Origin of the sequence: Microbispora sp. ATCC PTA-5024, from assembly GCF_000511135.2 — a bacterium.
Lineage (GTDB): Bacteria > Actinomycetota > Actinomycetes > Streptosporangiales > Streptosporangiaceae > Microbispora > Microbispora corallina.
The window spans coordinates 1280615-1299070 of record NZ_KI866523.1 but is presented as its reverse complement, the minus strand read 5'-3'; the positions used below and the strand labels follow the sequence as shown (position 1 = coordinate 1299070).

18 protein-coding genes are annotated in these 18456 nt (G+C 73.2%); 6 read left to right on the top strand and 12 right to left on the bottom strand.

Features of this window, described 5'->3' with window-relative positions:
• Window positions 1–4: 4 nt before the first annotated feature.
• Together MPTA5024_RS18500 and MPTA5024_RS18495 are read right to left on the bottom strand one after the other, a co-directional pair.
• Window positions 5–754: a sulfite exporter TauE/SafE family protein gene (locus MPTA5024_RS18500; RefSeq protein ID WP_036325270.1), complete on the bottom strand. Its 750-nt coding sequence runs from the start codon at window positions 752–754 to the stop codon at window positions 5–7.
• Window positions 755–824: 70 nt separating this feature from the next.
• Window positions 825–1613 (bottom strand): ABC transporter ATP-binding protein, encoded by a 789-nt coding sequence (locus tag MPTA5024_RS18495; protein WP_036325269.1) that lies wholly within the window; start codon window positions 1611–1613, stop codon window positions 825–827.
• Between the two features lie 66 nt (window positions 1614–1679).
• On the opposite strand from MPTA5024_RS18495, the gene MPTA5024_RS18490 reads away from it, so the two are divergent.
• Entirely contained in the window at window positions 1680–2402 is a 723-nt protein-coding gene (locus MPTA5024_RS18490; protein WP_036325268.1) for a hypothetical protein, read from the top strand.
• Between the two features lie 19 nt (window positions 2403–2421).
• Here MPTA5024_RS18490 and MPTA5024_RS18485 read toward each other — a convergent pair whose 3' ends face one another.
• The 4 genes from MPTA5024_RS18485 to MPTA5024_RS18470 form a co-directional block, all read right to left on the bottom strand.
• Window positions 2422–3330 (bottom strand): LLM class flavin-dependent oxidoreductase, encoded by a 909-nt coding sequence (locus tag MPTA5024_RS18485; RefSeq protein ID WP_036325267.1) that lies wholly within the window; start codon window positions 3328–3330, stop codon window positions 2422–2424.
• An 81-nt stretch (window positions 3331–3411) separates the two neighbouring features.
• Window positions 3412–3876: a MarR family winged helix-turn-helix transcriptional regulator gene (locus tag MPTA5024_RS18480; protein WP_198167225.1), complete on the bottom strand. Its 465-nt coding sequence runs from the start codon at window positions 3874–3876 to the stop codon at window positions 3412–3414.
• Between the two features lie 41 nt (window positions 3877–3917).
• A complete protein-coding gene (locus MPTA5024_RS18475; RefSeq protein WP_036325266.1) occupies window positions 3918–4541 on the bottom strand; it encodes a response regulator in 624 nt (207 codons plus the stop codon).
• Entirely contained in the window at window positions 4538–5683 is a 1146-nt protein-coding gene (locus MPTA5024_RS18470; RefSeq protein ID WP_232326522.1) for a GAF domain-containing sensor histidine kinase, read from the bottom strand. The genes MPTA5024_RS18475 and MPTA5024_RS18470 overlap by 4 nt, the downstream gene beginning before the upstream one ends.
• A gap of 147 nt (window positions 5684–5830) precedes the next feature.
• On the opposite strand from MPTA5024_RS18470, the gene MPTA5024_RS18465 reads away from it, so the two are divergent.
• The 4 genes from MPTA5024_RS18465 to MPTA5024_RS18450 all read left to right on the top strand — a co-directional run bounded on the left by MPTA5024_RS18465 (window position 5831) and on the right by MPTA5024_RS18450 (window position 8913).
• Window positions 5831–6493: an SDR family NAD(P)-dependent oxidoreductase gene (locus MPTA5024_RS18465; RefSeq protein WP_036325265.1), complete on the top strand. Its 663-nt coding sequence runs from the start codon at window positions 5831–5833 to the stop codon at window positions 6491–6493.
• Window positions 6490–7638, top strand: coding sequence for an S-adenosylmethionine:tRNA ribosyltransferase-isomerase (locus MPTA5024_RS18460; RefSeq protein WP_084369787.1), 1149 nt, complete (start codon window positions 6490–6492; stop codon window positions 7636–7638). The genes MPTA5024_RS18465 and MPTA5024_RS18460 overlap by 4 nt, the downstream gene beginning before the upstream one ends.
• Before the next feature lie 48 nt (window positions 7639–7686).
• Window positions 7687–8232, top strand: a complete 546-nt coding sequence (locus MPTA5024_RS18455; RefSeq protein WP_036325264.1) for a hypothetical protein — start codon at window positions 7687–7689, stop codon at window positions 8230–8232.
• A 126-nt stretch (window positions 8233–8358) separates the two neighbouring features.
• Window positions 8359–8913 carry a DUF11 domain-containing protein gene (locus MPTA5024_RS18450; RefSeq protein ID WP_036325263.1) on the top strand — a complete coding sequence of 185 codons (555 nt, stop codon included), beginning with the start codon at window positions 8359–8361 and terminating at the stop codon, window positions 8911–8913.
• Between the two features lie 138 nt (window positions 8914–9051).
• Here MPTA5024_RS18450 and MPTA5024_RS18445 read toward each other — a convergent pair whose 3' ends face one another.
• From MPTA5024_RS18445 to MPTA5024_RS18435, 3 genes are all read right to left on the bottom strand, one after another.
• Window positions 9052–10089, bottom strand: a complete 1038-nt coding sequence (locus MPTA5024_RS18445; protein WP_232326521.1) for a LacI family DNA-binding transcriptional regulator — start codon at window positions 10087–10089, stop codon at window positions 9052–9054.
• 105 nt (window positions 10090–10194) lie between these two features.
• Entirely contained in the window at window positions 10195–11097 is a 903-nt protein-coding gene (locus MPTA5024_RS18440) for a lysophospholipid acyltransferase family protein (protein ID WP_051458323.1), read from the bottom strand.
• On the bottom strand, window positions 11094–11810 hold the full coding sequence (locus MPTA5024_RS18435) for a GNAT family N-acetyltransferase (protein WP_036326713.1): 717 nt from the start codon (window positions 11808–11810) through the stop codon (window positions 11094–11096). The genes MPTA5024_RS18440 and MPTA5024_RS18435 overlap by 4 nt, the downstream gene beginning before the upstream one ends.
• 176 nt (window positions 11811–11986) lie before the next feature.
• On the opposite strand from MPTA5024_RS18435, the gene serB reads away from it, so the two are divergent.
• On the top strand, window positions 11987–13210 hold the full coding sequence (gene serB, locus MPTA5024_RS18430; protein ID WP_198167223.1) for a phosphoserine phosphatase SerB: 1224 nt from the start codon (window positions 11987–11989) through the stop codon (window positions 13208–13210).
• 15 nt (window positions 13211–13225) lie between these two features.
• Here the strand turns inward: serB and MPTA5024_RS18425 are convergent, their stop codons facing one another.
• From MPTA5024_RS18425 to MPTA5024_RS18415, 3 genes are all read right to left on the bottom strand, one after another.
• On the bottom strand, window positions 13226–15313 hold the full coding sequence (locus MPTA5024_RS18425; RefSeq protein ID WP_036325262.1) for an FUSC family protein: 2088 nt from the start codon (window positions 15311–15313) through the stop codon (window positions 13226–13228).
• Window positions 15314–15365: 52 nt separating this feature from the next.
• Window positions 15366–15833, bottom strand: a complete 468-nt coding sequence (locus tag MPTA5024_RS18420) for a SixA phosphatase family protein (protein ID WP_036326708.1) — start codon at window positions 15831–15833, stop codon at window positions 15366–15368.
• Window positions 15834–16043: 210 nt separating this feature from the next.
• Entirely contained in the window at window positions 16044–18371 is a 2328-nt protein-coding gene (locus tag MPTA5024_RS18415) for a sodium-translocating pyrophosphatase (RefSeq protein WP_036325261.1), read from the bottom strand.
• Window positions 18372–18456 lie beyond the last annotated feature (85 nt).

Below are 18456 nucleotides of genomic sequence, written 5' to 3'. Positions count from 1 at the left end.
CCTTTCAGGACAGCAGCTTCACTATCGCCACGATCCCAACCGCGACGATGAACCCGCGCAGGAGCGGGGCGGGCAGCCGGCGGCCCACCCGGGCGCCGAGGAATCCTCCGGCCGCCGAGCCGAGGGCGACCATCAGCGCCGCCGTCCAGTCGACCGGCGCGATCAACGTGAAGAGGATCGCGGCGGTCGCGTTGACCAGCAGCGACAGCAGGTTCTTGGCCGCGTTCACCCGCTGGATGTCCTCGTCGAGGAAGCTGCCGAGCAGGCCGATGAGCACGATGCCCTGGGCCGCCCCGAAGTAGCCGCCGTACACGCCGGCCAGCAGCACCCCCAGCCACAGCCACGGGCCGCCGTGCGCGTGCGGCCGGCGCCGTACGGCGAGCCAGGAGTTGAGCCGGGGCTGCGCCACGACCAGGACGCAGGCGATCCCGATGAGCACCGGCACGATCACGTTGAACGCGTCGGCGGGCAGGCGCAGCAGCAGCACGCCGCCGATGAGGGAGCCGGCGACCGACGCGAGGCCGAGGCGGAGCAGGCGGTCGCGCTGGCCGCGCAGCTCCGGACGGTAGCCGAGCACCCCGGTCACGCCGCCGGGCACGAGGCCGATGTTGTTGGAGACGTTCGCCGTGATCGGGGGAAGCCCGATCGCCAGCAGGGTCGGGAACGTGATGAGCGATCCGGAGCCCACGACCGCGTTGATGGCCCCGGCACCCACCCCGGCCGCGAACACCGCGGCCGCCTCCAACGGCGTCACCTGTCGTCACCCCTCCGGTACGGCTGTCGCCCGATGGTAGGGGGACGCGCCGGAGCGTCCGGCACCGCCCTCACGCGGGACGGGCGTACCAGCGGCCCTGCTGGCCACGGTCGAGGACGAGGGGGACGCCGAAGGTCTGGGAGAGGTTCTCCGGGGTCATCACCGAGTCGACCGGCCCCTGGGCGACGACCGACCCGTGGCGCAGCATCAGCACGTGGGTGAACCCGGCCGGGATCTCCTCCACGTGGTGGGTGACCAGCACCATCGTGGGCGACTTCGGGTCCTGGGCGAGCGCGCCCAGGCGGCGGACGAGGTCCTCCCGGCCGGCGACGTCGAGGCCGGCCGCGGGCTCGTCGAGGAGCAGCAGTTCGGGGTCGGGCATCAGGGCACGGGCGATCTGCACCCGCTTGCGCTCGCCCTCCGACAGCGTGGCGAACCGCCGCCGGATCAGGTGGGCGCACCCGAGCTGGTCGATCAGCTCCACGGCCCGCGTCACGTCGTGCGAGTCGTACTCCTCGGTCCACCGGCCGAGGATCGCGTACGACGCGGTGAGCACGAGGTCGATGACCTTCTCGTCCGGGGGGATGCGCTCGGCGAGGGCGGCGCTCGCCAGCCCGATCCTGGGTCGCAGGTCGAACACGTCCGTCTGGCCGAGCCGCTCCCCCAGGATCTCCACGACGCCCTCGGACGGGTAGAGCAGCGAGGCGGCCACCTGCAGCAGCGTCGTCTTCCCCGCGCCGTTGGGACCGATGACGACCCACCGCTCGTCCTCGCGGACGCTCCAGTCGATGCCGCGCAGCAGGACGGCGCCGTCCCTGCGGACGGCCACATCCTGAAGCAGTAGCACCTGACCGCCCATCGTGGTCCCCCTCCCGTGGTTCGCTGAGATAAAACTATGGCAGCCCGAGCACATATCGTGGATCGGGTGCGCACTGATTCACCGATCTCCGCCACGCTCGTCGCCTGGGGCAACGCCTGGCTGGCCGGGCACGTCGGACTCGACGACGCCCTCGACCGCGTGGAGCGCGACGCGGGCCCGCAAGTGGTGACGGACGGCGTGGCCGAGATCACACTGCGGGTCTTCCTGATGGACCTGCGACGCGAGGGCCTGTCCGCCTTCCGGCTGTCCCTGCCGGTGCCCGGCGACCCGCTCGGGCTGACCGGTCCCCCCGCGTTCAACGGCGCCGCCATCGACGCCGGGCAGGCCGCTGTCGCCGTCCTGCCCGGACGGTGCACCGGGCTGCTGCCGGCCGTCGACCGGCGGGGCTCGTCGTACAGCGGCATCCTGTGGACGGCGGCGGAGGCGTCCCCCACGCCGCCCGACGTCCCGTCGCTGGCCGAGGCCGAGCGGGACCTCGCGGCCGCGATGCGCGCGGCGACGGACGCGCTGGCGAACGTGGACGGCCCGGCCCAGGGCTTCCCCTCCATCGGCGACGGGGAGTACACGCTCGCCCCCGGCTACCCGGGGCGGGCCCATCGCGTGGGCGCCCTCGCCTCCCGTCTGGCCCTCGCCCTGCGCCTAGCCGACGAGCGGGGCCTCACCTCCGGCCAGGTCTCCGTCCGGGGCCAGGCACTGCGCGACCTCGACCGCGCCGTACGGCGGGCCAGGGTGGCCGCCCACCACGCCATCGTCGAATCCCAGGTCTGACGGCGCGCCCGGACCGGGCTCACGGCTTGGCGATCGCCTCGCGGACGGCGGGCACGACCTCCTGGGCCCAGCGGGCCAGGATGGTGGGGTCGGGGGCGCCGTGGCCGGCGGAGAAGAGCGTGAAGCCCGACGCGCCGTGTTCCAGGACGGCTCCGGTCAGTTCCTCGACCCACTGGCCGGCGGAACCGCCGATCCAGCGGCCGTCGGAGTCGCGGGTGGCGGTCAGCGGCCGGTCGGTGATGCGCCCGGGGAGGTTGAAGACCGTGCGGATCTCGCGCGGATCGCGGCCGGCGGAAGCCGCCGCCTCGTCGACGACCGGGCGCGACGTGCGGTATCGATCGCTGAGCCAGTCGGCCGCGTGGCCGGGGATCCAGCCGTCGGCCACCCGGCCGGTGGCGGCCAGGGATCTACGGCCGACCGATCCGGTCCACACGGGCGGCGCGGGCACGGGGGCCGGCTCGATCTGGTTCACCCTGTAGTGCCTGCCCTGGTAGGTGACCGGTGGGCCGCCGCCCGACAGCAGCTTGACCAGGACGATCGCCTCCTCGAACGCGTCCACGGCCTCGCCGGGGGTCAGCGGCGGCACCCCCATGTCGGCGATGCGATCCCACAGCCCGCCCGCGCCCATGCCGAGCACGATCCGGCCGCCCGACAGCGCCGACAACGACGTCACCAGCCTGGCCAGCAGAGGAGCGGGCCGGGTCGGCAGATTGGTGACGTTGGCGAGACCGGCGATGTTCCGCGTACGGCCGAGGAGGAAGCCGAGCGCGGCGTAGGCGTCCACACGTCCGCCGAGGTAGGGATGGTCGGACAAGGTGAAGATGTCGAGCCCGTCCCGGTCGGCCTGCTGAGCCATGCGCAACAGCTCTGGTATGTCGTCGATGCCGGAGTGCGCACCGAACCCGAAGACGACGTCATCTACCGGCACTGTTCTGCCTTTCCAGGAAGCTTAGTTCGCACTACGAACCATATTGGTTCGCGGCACGAACTACAACGGCCCCGCAAGGGTTCAGCGCGTGGCGTCCGGCTCCTGGAAGACGGTGGGGACCTTGTTGTCCGTCACGACACGGCCGAGCAGGGCGGCGAGCGTGTCGCGCTCCGACGGCGCCAGCCCAGAGGTCAGCTCCTCGACGCGGCGGCAGGTCTCGGCGTAGAACTCGTCGGCCAGCTTGGCGCCCTGCCTGGTGAGGGACACCCGCACCGCCCGGAGATCCTCGGGGTCGGGTGTGCGTCGCACCAGCCCGTTGCGCTCGCTGCGGTCCACCAGGCCGGTCAGGCTCGCCTTCGCCAGGCCGAGCACCGCGCCCAGCTCGCTCATGCCATAGGGCTGCGCCATCAGGACGCACAACAACTGGCCCTGCTGCTGGGTGAGGCCGTGCCCGCGGGCGGAATTCGCGTACACGGCGTTCACCAGGAACGTGGACCGCACCAGTGCGGCCACCGTCCCGATCCGGCCGCCGGCATTCTCACTCACAGGTCCAGGGTAACCAATTCGTGAGACGAACTATCGTTTCGTCAGGCCAGGTCGTGGCGTACGGCGTAGAGGGCGGCCTGGGTGCGGTCCTGCACGCCGAGCTTCATGAGCACGTTGGAGACGTGGGTCTTCACGGTCTTCTCGGCGACGACGAGCTCGCGGGCGATCTCCCGGTTGGAGCGGCCGGCCGCGATGAGCCGGAGAACCTCGCGCTCCCGGTCGGTCAGCCCCGCGACCGGCGCGTCCGCGGACGGCGGCGCGGGAGCGGCCAGGACCGCCTCGGCCGCCTCGGGCGCGAGCAGCACCTGGCCGCCGTGGACCGCCCGGATGGCCCGCACCAGCGCCTCCGGGTCCACGTCCTTGTAGAGGAAGCCCGCCGCGCCCGCGCGCATCGCCGGGACCACGTCGCCCGCGTCGGCGGCCGAGGTCAGCACGATCACCCGGACGTCCCGGCCGCCGATCTCGGCGAGCGCGGCGAGGCCGTCGAGCACGGGCATCTTCAGGTCGAGCAGCAGGACGTCGGGGGCGAGGGACCGGGTCAGCTCGACGGCCTCCGCGCCGTCGCCGGCCTCCCCCACGACGGCGATGTCGTCCTGGATCTCCAGGAACGTCCGCAGGCCCCGCCGCACCACGGGATGGTCGTCGGCGAGCAGCACCCGGATCACGCGGGCACCTCGAGGCGGACGGTCGTGCCCTTCCCCACGGCGGAGACGACGGTCAGGGAGCCGCCGACCCCTTGGGCCCGGTCGCGCATGGACGGCAGGCCGAGGCCGTGGACGCCCTCCTCGTCGAAGCCGGCGCCGTCGTCGGCCACCTCCAGCGTGAGCGCCGGTCCCCGGTGCGCGAGCCGTACGGCGACGCGGGACGCCGAGGCGTGGCGCAGGGCGTTGTGCAGCGCCTCCTGGGCGACCCGGAGCACGGCGACCTCGATCTCGGGCGGGAGGCCCCCGGGCGGCTCGCCCTCGAAGGCGAAGACGACCTCGGCCGGGTGCAGCCGGTCCAGCAGCTCCGCCTGCTTGCGCACGCACTCCACCAGGCCGTGCCGGTCGAGCTCGGGCGGCCGCAGCTCTACGATCACGGCGCGCAGCTCGGCGAGCGCCTCGCCGGCCAGCCGTTCGACCCGCTCGATCTCCCGTACGGCACGGTCCGGATCCCGGCGGGCGAGCGCCGCGGCGGCCTGGGCGGTCAGCCGCAGGGAGAACAGCTTCTGGCTGACGGCGTCGTGGAGCTCGCGGGCCATCCGCGTCCGTTCCTCGATCACCGTGAGCTCGCGGCCACGCTCGTACAGCCGGGCGTTGGTGATCGCGATGGCGGCGTGCGCCGCGAACAGCGTCAGCAGCTCCTGGTCGGCCTGGGTGAAGCCGCCGGGCGTCCTCTTGTTGGACAGGAAGATGATGCCGAGGACCTGGTCGCCGTCCATGATCGGCACGCCGAGGAAGTCCTTGAGCACGGGATGGGCCCGGGGCCACCACTCGAACCTGGGGTCCTTGCGGATGTCGGGAAGCCGGACGGGCGCCGCGTCCCGCAGCATCGCGCCGAGCATCCCGTGCTGGCGCGGGGTCGGCCCGATGGCCGCCCACTGCTCACCGGAGATGCCCTCGGCGACGAACTCGGCGAACGACCCGTCGTCGTCGGGCACCCCGAGGGCCGCGTAGCGGGCGTCGAGCAGGCGCCCGGCCGAGCGGACGATCACCTGCAGCACCTCGCGGACCGACAGGTGCCGGGTGACCGCCAGCACGGCGGAGCTGACCGCGTGCAGCACCTCGTCGCGGTCGCGCGCGCCGGCGACCTCGCTCACCTGGGACACGCCCCACAGACTAGGTCGTCGCCGCGCCCTCGCGGTCGGGCGGGAGACCGGAAGGGCCTCGGCCGGTGGACCTAGGGCCAACTGCCGAGCCCCGGCCCGGTCGGCGGCCCGATGTGCGCGCCGGGACGCGTTCCTAGCGTGAGCCGCATGAAACAGGCACTCATCACCGGAGCGTCGCGGGGGCTCGGGCTGGCCCTCGCCAGGGCGCTCGCCGCCGACGGCTGGTCGCTGCTCCTGACGGCGAGGGGCGAGGAGGACCTCTTCTCCGCGGCCTTCGACCTGGACGCCCGGGCGATCGCCGGGGACGTCGCCGACCCGGCCCACGTCGCCCGGCTCGCCGAGGCCGCGCCGGAGCTGGACCTCCTCGTCAACAACGCGAGCGGGCTCGGCCCGACGCCGATGCCGCGCCTGGCCGACTACCCGCTCGACGAGCTGCGGGCCCTGGTCGAGGCCAACGTCGTCGGCCCGCTCGGGCTCGTCCAGGCCACCCTGCCCGCCCTGCGCAAGCGGCGCGGCGCGATCCTGAACGTCTCGTCGGACGCCGCCGTGGAGGCGTACGAGGGCTGGGGCGGGTACGGCGCGACGAAGGCCGCGCTCGACCAGATCTCGAACGTGCTGGCCGCCGAGGAGCCCGACGTCGCCGTCTGGTGGGTCGACCCGGGCGAGATGAACACCCGCATGCTGGCCGCCGCGATCGGCGAGCAGGAGGCCGGCGAGGCCCCGCCGCCGGAGAGCGTCGCGGCCGCGCTGCTCCGGCTGGTCGCCTCGCGCCCGGCGAGCGGCCGGTTCACCCGGGGAGAGCTGGGATGACCGGCGGCCTGTCCACGAGCCCCGGACCGCGAGGAACGCCCTCCGCCACCGCGCCCGGCTCGCTCGACTTCGCGCTGCCGGAGGCGCTGGAGGCGCGGCAGCCGCCGGAGGCGCGGGGACTGCGGCGCGACGGGGTGCGGCTCATGGTCTCCCGCCGGGGCACCGGCGAGATCACTCACCACACCTTCCATGACCTGCCCGCGCTGCTGTCCCCCGGCGACCTGCTCGTGGTCAACAACTCGGCCACGCTTCCGGCCGCCGTACGGCTCGACCGGCTGGCCGTGCACTTCTCGGGCCGGCTCCCGTCGGGCGAGTGGCTGGTCGAGCTGCGGCGCCGCACGGCGACGGCGACCGAGCCCTACTCCGGCGCCGCGCCCGGCGAGTGGCTGCCGCTGCCCGGCGGGGCCACGCTCAGACTGGCCGGCCAGGTCACGCCGCGGATGTGGCGGGCCGTGCTCGACCGCGACGTGCCGGAGTACCTGGCCGAGCACGGCGTGCCGATCAGGTACGGCTACGTCCCCCGCGACTGGCCGATCTCGGCCTACCAGACGGTCTTCGGGGTGGAGCCGGGCAGCGCGGAGATGCCGAGCGCGGGCCGGCCCTTCACGGCGCGGCTGGTCGCGGAGCTGGTGAGCCGGGGGATCGCGATCGCGCCGGTCACCCTGCACACCGGGGTCGCCTCGCCGGAGAAGGACGAGCCGCCGTACCCGGAGTGGTTCTCGGTGCCGGCGTCGACGGCCCGGCTGGTGAACCTCACCCGTGCGGGCGGCGGCAGGGTCGTCGCGGTCGGGACGACCGTGGTGCGGGCCCTGGAGACGGCCGCCCTCGACGCTCCCCGGCCCTCGGACGGCGACGAACCCGCCGGCGCCGTCGGCACGGGCGGCGCGAGCGGAGCGGACGACGCGAGCGGCGTGGGCGGCGCGGTGGTCAGGGCGGCCTCGGGGTGGACCTCGCACATCGTCACGCCCGAGGTGGGGGTCCGCGCGGTCGACGGGCTCATCACGGGACTCCATGAGCCGCGCTCGACCCATCTGATGATGTTGTCGGCCGTGGGCGGCCCGGGGCTCGTCGCCCTCTCGTACCAGGTCGCGCTCGACGAGGGCTATCTGTGGCACGAGTTCGGGGACGCGCACCTCATCGTCTGACCGTCCGGCGTGATCCAACCGTGATGTCGATCGTCAAGGCTTGCCCGCATGCGAACCCTCATCGTCAAAATAACGACGCTTCTGGCGGTTCCGCTCACCGCGGCCGCCCTTACCGCCGGCCCGGCCGCCGCGGCCTCCGCCTCCACCACGTCGTCGACCGCCGCCAAGGCGGCCTCCGCCCCCGTCCGGATCCTGGTGAACTACCCGTACCGCGTGCGCGCGGGACGCGTGGTCTCCTTCAAGGTCCGGCTGGTCAACAACACCAAGAGCAAGACACACGAGATCTTCCTGGCGACCAAGTTCCCCAAGGGCGTCTCGAAAGTCCGGATCTATGTCCCGAAGGGCTCCAACTACCACGAGCGCTGCTCGCGAGAGCAGACCCGGGCGCTGTGCGTCTTCCCCGGCCTCAGCAGGGCCCACACGTACACGGTCTGGGCGAAGGCATGGGTCAGCGGCTCGGCCCGCGGCAAGCTCTACGGATACATCGGCGGCGTCGTCACCAACACCTCGCTCGACACCGATCCGCGCGAGCTGCTGAGCGAGTTCGGCGACGACATCAACTGGATCAAGACAAAGAGCACTATCTATAGATGATATGTAGACCTGCATGAGATCTTCATAAAAAAGATCTTTCCCTGTGAGGTACAGAAGTGGTAAAAAATCCCACGAATTAACGGGGGTTTAACCGTTTCCCCCTCGTCCTCAGGGAGACCTGTTCTCATGCGCCACCTCTCCAAGCTGGCCGGCCTCGCGCTGGTCGCTCCGCTCGCGGGCGCCACGTTCTTCGCCGCCGCCCCGGCCTCGGCCGCGCCGGCGACGGTGAAGTCCGCGACGACCAAGGCGGACGACCCGTACTCCGTGTTCAAGGTCAAGCTGCGCTACCCGACCAAGGCGAAGGTCAACCGTAAGATCACGTACAAGCTCGACGTGGTCAACAGCGGGCCGTACGACGCCAACTACTACTGGCTGGGCGGCACGCTGCCCAAGGGCGTCAAGAAGGTCTGGTACACCGGCTCCAAGGGCACGCAGTGCGACTGGTCCGGCCGCTCGATCATCTGCTGGAACCCGTACATCCTCGAGGTCGACGACTCCGACTTCGTGGACATCACGGTCCAGTTCAAGAAGGGCTACACCGGCAAGGCCAGCGCCCGGCTCGGCGCCATCGTGTTCGACGTGCCGACCGGCGCCGAGGACCTCGACCGCCGCGCCCTGAAGGAGCTCGGGTACAAGAGCTGGTTCTACAGCAAGGCCGCCACGACCCGTATCACCAAGTAGCGCCCTCGCGACGCGGACGCCCGCCTGGCGGACCAGGCGGGCGTTTCCCGTCTCCGGGGGTCGGCCCGGCGGCGCAGCGGGCGCCGTCCGGCGTGGACGAGGCGGCCGCGCTGAAACCTTCGCGCCGGCGGCCGTCCTCTAACCGCGGGGAGGGGCGGTGCTCTCCCGTACGACGAGGGTGGTGGCGAGCTCCACGCGGTGCTGTTCGAGGAGCTCCTGGCGGGCCAGGGCGACCACCATCCGGGCCGCCGCCGCCCCCATCTGCACGAGCGGCTGCCTCACGGTCGTCATCGGCGGCCCGGCCCAGGCGGTGAACGACAGGTCGTCGAACCCGACGACGCTGAGGTCCTCGGGGATGCGCACCCCGGCCCGCCGGGCGGCCTCGTACACCCCGAACGCCTGCAGGTCGTTGGCCGTGAAGACCGCCGTCGGGGGGTCGGGCAGGCCCAGCAGGGCGGCGCCGTCGCGCAGGCCGCCCTCGACGTACAGCGTGCTGACCTTCACGAGCTCGGGGTCCACGGGCACGCCCGCCGCGTCCATCGCGGCCCGGTAGCCGTCGAGCCGGGCCCGGCAGCAGGGCCACTCGACCGGTCCGCTCAGCATGGCGATGCGGCGGTGCCCCAGCTCCAGGAGATGCCGGGTGGCGGCCATCCCGCCGCTCCAGTTGGTGGCGCCCACCGAGGGCGTCAGGTGCAGCGGCTCCCCGGTCGGGTCGAGCACGACCAGGGGGATGCCGCGCGTGGCGAGCTGGCTCTGCTGGTGCCCGGTCAGCTCGGAGAAGACCGCGATCACGCCGGTCGGCCGCCGGGCGAGGACCTGCTCGGTCCACGCCTTGCCGGGGGTGAGCCGCCCCTGCATCTCGGTGAGCACCACGGCGAGGTCGTGCTCCCGCGCGACCTGCTCCACGCCACGGATGATCTCCAGGGCCCAGAGGCTCTCCAGGGCGTGGAAGACCAGCTCGATGATGGCGGCGGGCGCCGGGTTGTCCCGCCGGTACCCGTGCTCGCGCAGGACGGCCTCGACCCGCTGCCGGGTGCTCAGGGCCACCCCGGCCTGCCCGTTGATCACCCGGGACACCGTCGGCGCCGACACTCCGGCCAGGCGGGCGATCCTGGCGACGGTCAGCCCCGTCCGCTCGGTGGAATCGCCGCCGGGGTCCGAACCGGTCGAGATCACGGCGTCAGTCTAGGTGCCGTCCGGGTGGGTCACCAGCGCCGGTCCGGCACCCCGCCCCACAGGCGGTTCCACCGACGGCCGTACGCGGGGGCCGGGCCGGCACGGCTACGCCGCCACGGGCTCGCGCTCGCCGCCCACCAGGGCGGTCCGCACCTGCGCCTCGGTGACCCTGGCGAGCGCCTTGCGCGCCTCGCACCTGCGCCTGGGGCGCGGGAGCCGTACGCCGGGGAAGACCGTGACCTCGGCCACCAGGCCCCTGATGGACACCACGCGCAGGATGGACGCCAGGAGCGTGTCGTCGCCCACGTAGCCGGCCCCGGTGGCCAGGGCGCCGCCCTGCAGGAACCGCAGCGCCAGCGGCCGTACGGGGACGCCCGCGTCCAGGGCGGCCTGGAAGACGGCCGGGCGGAACGGGCCCATCTCCCGCCCGCACCACGTGGTGCCCTCGGGGAAGGCGGCGACGCTGTCCCCGGCGCGCAGCGCGGCGGCCATGCCGGCGACGACCTCGGGAAGGCCCGCGAGGCGGTCCCGGTCGATGAACATGGCGCCGCCGCCGGCGGCCAACGTACGGATCAGCGGCCATTGGGAGATCTCGCTCTTGGCCAGCGGGCGGCAGGGGGTGCTCGCGGCGACGACCAGCGGGTCGAGCCACGACACGTGGTTGCACACGAGCAGCGCGGGACCGGTCTCGGCGGGCTCGGTACGCACCTCCACGGAACCGCTCACGAACGCGAACCCGCGATGGGTCTCGATCCGGATGCCGAGGGCCCGTAGCAGCAGCCGCGACCAGACCATGGTGATCCGGGCCCGCCTCGCCGAGTCGAACCGGCGCGTGCCGAGCACGAGCGGCACGCCGAGCAGGATCACCAGGACGGCCCCCACGATGCGCGCCGTACGGCGGACCGGGCCGGCCGTGGCCGAGGGCTCCCGCAGGCACTCCTCGGGCGTGCACGGCGACGTCGGCGTCCAGGCTGACGGGGCGAGCGGAAGGTGGACGAGGCTGTTCACACCATTCCTCCGAGGAAGTGCCGCAGGTAGCGGGCGTCGACGTTGGCCACGGAGAGCAGGACGAAGAAGTCGGCGGTGCCGAAGTCGGCGTCGTGCGCCGGCGCCCCGCACACCCAGGAGCCGAGCCGCAGGTAGCCGCGCAGCAACGACGGCAGCACGAACCGGTCGGGCCGCCGCACCCCCGCGTCCTTCCACGGCACGCGCGGGGTGACGCGGTACTCCTCGGGGCCCAGGGGCACCCGGTCCACCACGCCGGCGGCGACGGCGCCTCCGTCGTCGAGGGGGACCGAGCAGCAGCCGCCGAGCCAGGCGTACCCGCCGTCCAGCATGTACTGGGCGATCCCCGCCCACATGAGGCCGACGACCGCCCCACGCCGGTGGTCCCGGTGGACGCACGTACGCCCCGCCTCGACCATGCCGCCGCGCAGCCCGTCCAGCGCGCCCAGGTGGAACTCGCCGTCGGAGTACAGCCGGTCGGCCCGTCCCGGCGGCAGCAGGCGGTAGGTGCCCACCACCGCGTCGCCCTCCCGCACCAGCAGGTGGTCGCAGTACGCGTCGAGGCCGTCGACGTCGTACCCGTTCACCGGGGAGTCGAGCCGGGCGCCCATCTCCTCGGCGAACACCTGGTGACGGAGTCGCTGGGCGGCGCGGACGTCGGCGGCGCTCTCGGCCAGGCCCACCGTGTACCGGCCGGTGTCAAGGGAAATCGTCATGACCACGCGTCCTTCCTCGTGGAGGTATCGCCGACGGCAGGCGGGCCTGCTTCCGCGGCTGCTGACCATGACGACATGGCGAAATGACCGCTCCCCCTCACATCGGGGGCACGTAGGCGTCCGCATCGTGAACCTCATGCACGTGCGTGACGCATCGCCCAGTAACCTCAAACAACGTGAACCAGCGCACGCTCCTGATCACGCTGACCGGTCCGGATCGGCCGGGGGTCACCTCACGGCTGTTCACCGTGTTGTCGGGGTTCCCCGTGACCGTCGCCGACGTGGAGCAGGTCGTCATCCGGGGCAGGCTGACCCTCGGCGTGCTCGTCGCGTACGCGGGCGGGCCGCCCACCGGCACCGGCGGCACCATCGGCGGCCTGTGGACGGCCGTCGAGCAGGTGGCGGCCGACCTGGACATGGACCTCGAGATCGCGACGGGCACGGTCTCCAAGGAGAAACGGCGGCGCGGACGGCTGCACGTCACCGTCCTCGGCTCGCCCCTGACGCCGGCGGCCATGGCCGGGATCGCCGGCCGGATAGCGGCGAGCGGCGCCAACATCGACCGTATCGAGCGGCTGTCGAGCTACCCGGTCACGTGCATCGAGATGGCCGTCTCCGGGGCCGACTCCCAGGCCATGCGCGCCGAGCTGGCCGCCGAGGCGGCCGCGCAGCAGGTGGACGTCGCCGTCCAGCGCAGCGGCCTGCACCGCAGGGCCAAGCGGCTGATCGTGATGGACGTCGACTCGACGCTGATCCAGAACGAGGTCATCGAGCTGCTGGCCCGGCACGGCGGCTGCCTGGACGAGGTGGCCCGGGTGACCGACGAGGCCATGCGCGGCGAGCTCGACTTCGCCGAGTCGCTGGTCAGGCGGGTGGCGCTGCTGCGGGGCCTGTCGGAGGAGGTCTTCGAGAAGGTCACCAAGGAGGTCGTGCTCACCCCCGGCGCCCGCACCCTCGTACGGACGCTGAAGCGGCTCGACTACCGCTTCGCCATCGTGAGCGGCGGCTTCACCCAGATCACCGACGCCCTGGTGGCCGACCTCGGGATCGACTACTCGGCGGCCAACACGCTGGAGGTGGTCGACGGCCGCCTCACCGGGCGGGTGATCGGAGAGATCGTCGACCGGCCGGGCAAGGCCCGGGCGCTGGAGCGCTTCGCGGCCCAGGCGGGCATCCCGCTCAGCCAGACCGTGGCGATCGGCGACGGCGCCAACGACCTCGACATGCTGGCCCTCGCCGGGCTGGGCATCGCGTTCAACGCCAAGCCCGTCGTGCGGCAGGCCGCCGACACCGCGCTCAACGTGCCGTACCTCGACTCGATCCTCTACTTGCTCGGCATCTCCCGCGAGGAGGTCGAGGCCGCCGACGCCGAGGACGGCGTCCCGCCCGCCGCCCGCTGACCGCCCCCTCGCGACTCAGGTGCGGCCGAAGGCGGTCGTGGCGGCGCGGGCCAGCCCAAGGGCGTGGTCGTGCAGCGAGCGCAGCGCCTGGTCCACGGCGGCCGTCTGGAGCAGCGACCGGCGCACCTTCGTCCGGGTGGCGCCCCGGTCGTCGTCCAGGTCCGCCAGGTGCCGCTCGGCCAGCTCCCCCAGCCACGCCGCGTCGTCGGCCAGGCGGCGGTCCACCTCGCCCGTGACGTCGAACGGCTCCCCGCCCTCGACGGCCTCTCCGGCGGCCTCCAGGCGCTCCCCGACGGCGTCGAGCACCTCGGCCACCGGCCCGCACCGACCCGGCTCGTCCCGCAGCACCGACGTCAGCGTGAGCAGGTCGTCGCGCACCCGCTGGGCCGCGTCCACGGCGCGCTCCAGGTCGCCGTGGGCCGCCCCACCGGGCTCCTGGGCCACGTAGCGCAGCGAGCCCGACAGCATCTCGGCGTCCACGCCGGCCTTGCTGATCCTCTCCTCCGCCCTGGCCGCCGTGGTCTTCCCCCGGCTGAGCTGGGCCAGCGCCCTGGCCGCCGCGGCGTGCGACGTGAGCAGCCGGGCCGTCCGGTCGGCCAGGCGCACGGTCTCGCCCCTCGGCCACAGCAGGCGCGTGCAGGCGATCGCGATGAGCCCGCCGAGGATCGTCAGCACCACCCGCGACTCGGCGACGCCGGCCGTCTGCGGCACCTGGAAGTCGAGCAGCAGCAGCACGCACATCGTCATGAACGTCGCCCAGTAGGCGTGGTGGGTCGAGGCCAGCCCGAACGCCAGCGCCGCCGACACCCCGATCAGCACCAGCAGCGGCCAGTGCCCCGGGGCCATGTGCAAGATCACGGCCGACACGACGCCGCCTACCGTGCTGCCCCCGACCCGGGCCCACACCTTGGCCCGGGTCTCGCCGTACGTCGGCTGGATGGTGACCAGCACCGCGATGACCAGCCAGTGCGGGAAGGCCGGGCGGTAGAGCACGATCACCAGTGAGGCGAAGGCCGTGCCGAGCACGACGCGCAGGGCGTGCCGCACCCGGGGGTCGTCGAATCCCACTCCCGAGGCGGCCTCGGTGCCCGGCAGCGGGGGCAGGGGCGGCAGGGTCAGCCCGCGCGAGCACAGCAGCCGGGCGGCGTCCCCCGAGCCGTCCAGGGCCTCCCGGACGCGGCCGGAGGCGTGGGCGATCTGGCGGAGCAGGACGAGCACGACCATCGTCCGTTCCCCGCCGCCGGCCTCCTCGCGCAGGGCGTCGACCCGCCCCGCGAAGTCCACGATCCGCTCCTGCCCGGCCGGCGGGCACTGCGCCAGGTACGCGCGCAGGGCGCGGGCGATGGAGTCCACCAGGTCGCGCAGGCCGATCGCGCCGCAGGCCTCGGGGGCGCGGCGGTGCAGCGTGGCCATGAGCCCGCGCAGGGCCACGATCTCGTGGAACACCCGGCGCAGCGCGGTCGCGACCTCGTCCGCCGCCGCCGAGCGCTGCCAGCGGCGGCGGGTGCGGGCCGTGCGCACCTCGTTCAGGGCGCCAACGGCCCGGCGCCGCAGCCGGTCCCACTCCTCGGGGGCGAGGTCGGGGTCGGCCGCGGCCTCGACCAGGTCGGCCAGCCTGTCGGCCGCCTCCGACAGCGTGGTGACCAGCGGCCTGGTCCGCCGCCACGGCCACGGCAGCGTGAGCAGCACGCTCGACAGCAGGCCCCCGAGAAGCTGGAGAGCCGTGTGCGGCACCGGGTCGAGGGGCAGCGCGTTCGAGGCCGTGAGCAGCAGCGTCAGCGCCGGGGTGACGCCCACCGGGCGGATCAGCCCGCCGACGCCGGCGAGGACCGAGGCGACCACCACCATGACCCAGCTGTGGCCGGCCAGCAGGACGCCCAGCGACGTGCCGACGCCCACGGAGACGACGGCGCCCAGCAGGTACGGCGTCCTGACCCCGGCCGGGTCGGCGTTGGCCCGGGCCGCCACCAGCCACGCGCCGAGGCCCACGGTCGCCCCGCCCGCCGCATGGCCGGTGAGCATCCCGGCGAGCAGGGGGATCACGAGGCAGGCGGCTCCGGACAGCCCGAAGCCGAGCGCGAGGCGGGGATCGTCCAGCCTCAACGCCCCGGCGGAGGTGATGTCTCTCAGGCGCAGGGCGTCCCCCTACCCGGAATCAGGGGTGATACGTACGGACCAGGCGGCCGGAGCCGGCGCCCGCCTCCTCCCACGGGCCGGCGAGCTCGATCACGGCGAACGCGCCGGGCGGGAAGCCGTCGACCCGCTCCCCGGTGAGGGACGCCACCAGCTCGTGGACGCCCGGGTTGTGGCCCACGAGCACGAGCGACCCCACGCCGGGGTCGGTACGGCGGAGCAGGCCGAGAAGGTCGTCGGGGAAGGCCTCGTAGATGTCCCGCTCGATCTCGACGGGCGCGTCGAGGCCGAGGAGCTCGGCGGTGCGCCGGGTGCGGACCGAGGGTGAGGCGAGGACCAGGGCGGGGCGCAGCTTCCGGATGTGCTCGCCGGCCTCACGGGCGTCGCGCTCCCCGCGGCCCGTCAGCGGCCGCTCCGGGTCGGACAGCCCCGGCTCGTGCCCGGCCTTGGCGTGCCGTACGACGACGAGGGTGCGCGTGGAGGGGCTCATCCGGCGGCCCACATGGCGAGGCCGATGATGACGGCGAACATCGCGGCCATGGCCAGCAGGATCAGGGCCAGTGTCCGGCCGCCGTTCGGCTTGTCCATAGCGACTCAGTGTATGAAGAAGGTCCCCCGCTTCGGAGCGGGGGACCTTCCGTACGGGTGATTCTCCGAACGGCCGCGCGCCCCGGCGGGTGCCGGGGCGCGACGGACACGATCAGTGCGCGACGGGCTCCGAGGCGCGCTCCTCGTGGTTCTCCGAGGGCGCGATGCTCGTCGTCCGGCGCTTGGAGACGACCACGGCGCCCACGACGACCGCCACCGCGACGACGGTCGCGCCGATGCGGACGCCCACGTTGTCGGCGTAGGTCACGACGGCCGGCGCGATCAGCAGCGCGACCAGGTTCATCACCTTGATCAGCGGGTTGATCGCGGGGCCGGCGGTGTCCTTGAACGGGTCGCCGACGGTGTCGCCGATCACCGTGGCGGCGTGGGCCTCGGAGCCCTTGCCGCCGTGGTGGCCGTCCTCGACCAGCTTCTTGGCGTTGTCCCAGGCGCCGCCGGAGTTGGCGAGGAACACCGCCATGAGCGTGCCGGCCGCGATGGCGCCGGCCAGGTAGGCGCCGAGCGGCGCGTACCCGAGCGCGAAGCCGACCGCGATCGGCGTCAGCACGGCGAGCAAGCCGGGCGTGGCCAGCTCGCGCAGCGAGTCGCGGGTGCAGATGTCGACCACCCGGCTGTAGTCGGGCAGCTCGCTGCCGTCCATGATCCCGGGCTTGGTCCGGAACTGCTCGCGCACCTCGTAGACGACCCGGCCGGCGGCCCGGCCGACGGCGCTGATCGCCAGCCCGGAGAACAGGAACACCACAGCCGCGCCGACGATGAGGCCGACCAGGGCGTTCGGGGAGTCCACCGAGAGGCTGAAGTTGGCGAACGAGCCCAGCGCGTCCTTCACGCCCTGTGTGGCCTTGGCCAGCTCGCCTTCGACCGCCGTACGGAACGAGCCGAACAGCGCGGTCGCGGCGAGCACGGCCGTCGCGATCGCGATGCCCTTCGTGATGGCCTTCGTCGTGTTGCCCACGGCGTCGAGCGAGGTGAGGACGCGCGCGCCCTCGCCCTCGACGTCGCCGGACATCTCGGCGATGCCCTGGGCGTTGTCGGAGACCGGGCCGAAGGTGTCCATGGACACGATCACGCCGACCGTGGTCAGCAGGCCGGTGCCGGCGAGCGCGACCGCGAACAGGGCGATCGTGACGTTGCCGAAGCCCAGCAGGAACGCGCCGTACACCGCGGCGCCGATCAGCAGCGCCGAGTAGACCGCGGACTCCAGGCCCACCGAGATGCCGGACAGGATGACGGTGGCCGGGCCGGTGAGCGAGCTCTCGCCGATCTCCTTCACGGGACGCCGGTTCGTCTCGGTGAAGTAGCCGGTGAGGATCTGGATCGCGCTGGCCAGGACCAGGCCGATGAGCACGGCGCCGATCGCGATCAGGCGCGGGTCGCCCGAGAGCGACGCGATCTGCGCGCTGACCCCGTTGAGGGCGCCGAAGCTCGACGGCAGGTACGCGAACGCGGCGACGGCCACGAGCACGGCGGAGATCGCGGCGGAGATGAAGAAGCCGCGGTTGATGGCCGCCATGCCCGACCGGTCGCCGCTGCGCGGCGCGGTGGTGAAGATGCCGATCACCGCGGTGATCACGCCGATCATCGGGACGATCAGCGGGAAGACCAGGCCCTCGGTGCCGAAGGCGGCCTTGCCCAGGATCAGGCTCGCGACGAGCGTGACGGCGTACGACTCGAACAGGTCGGCCGCCATGCCGGCGCAGTCGCCGACGTTGTCGCCGACGTTGTCGGCGATGGTGGCCGCGTTGCGCGGGTCGTCCTCGGGGATGCCCTGCTCGACCTTGCCCACCAGGTCGGCGCCGACGTCGGCCGCCTTGGTGAAGATGCCGCCGCCGACTCGCATGAACATGGCGAGCAGCGCGGCGCCGAAGCCGAAGCCCTCCAGGACGTTCGGCGCGTCGCCCTTGAAGATGATCACGACGAGCGCGGCGCCCAGCAGGCCGAGGCCCACCGTGAACATGCCGGCCACGCCGCCCGTACGGAACGCGATCCGCATCGCGATCTTCTCGCCCGACTCCCGGGCGGCCGCCGCGACGCGGACGTTCCCGCGTACGGCCAGCCACATGCCCGTGAAGCCCGTCAACGCCGAGAACAGCGCCCCGACCACGAAGAAGACCGAACGGCCGACCCTCTCCCCGGTCGAATCGGCGGGCAACAGCAGGAGCAGGAAGGGAATGATGATGACGAACACGGCCAGCGTCCGGAACTGCCGCGTGAGATAAGCGGCGGCGCCCTGTTGCACGGCACGTGCGATGTTCTGCATTCGTTCGGTGCCATGCCCTGCGGCGAGCACCTCTCGTACGAGTCCGCCGGCGACGGCCAGGGCCAAAAGGGCCACCACGGCGACGACTACGACAAGAGTGAGATGGGACCCGGTTAGAGCCACCGCTGCGTCGTTGCCAGCGGCTTGGTAGGCAGACATCCGTCCTCCTCGGCCAGACGGGGTTTCGGTTCCTGCCCGGACGGCGCTGCTGACGATCCTGGTGGCCCCGCGGCGCACTCCCGGG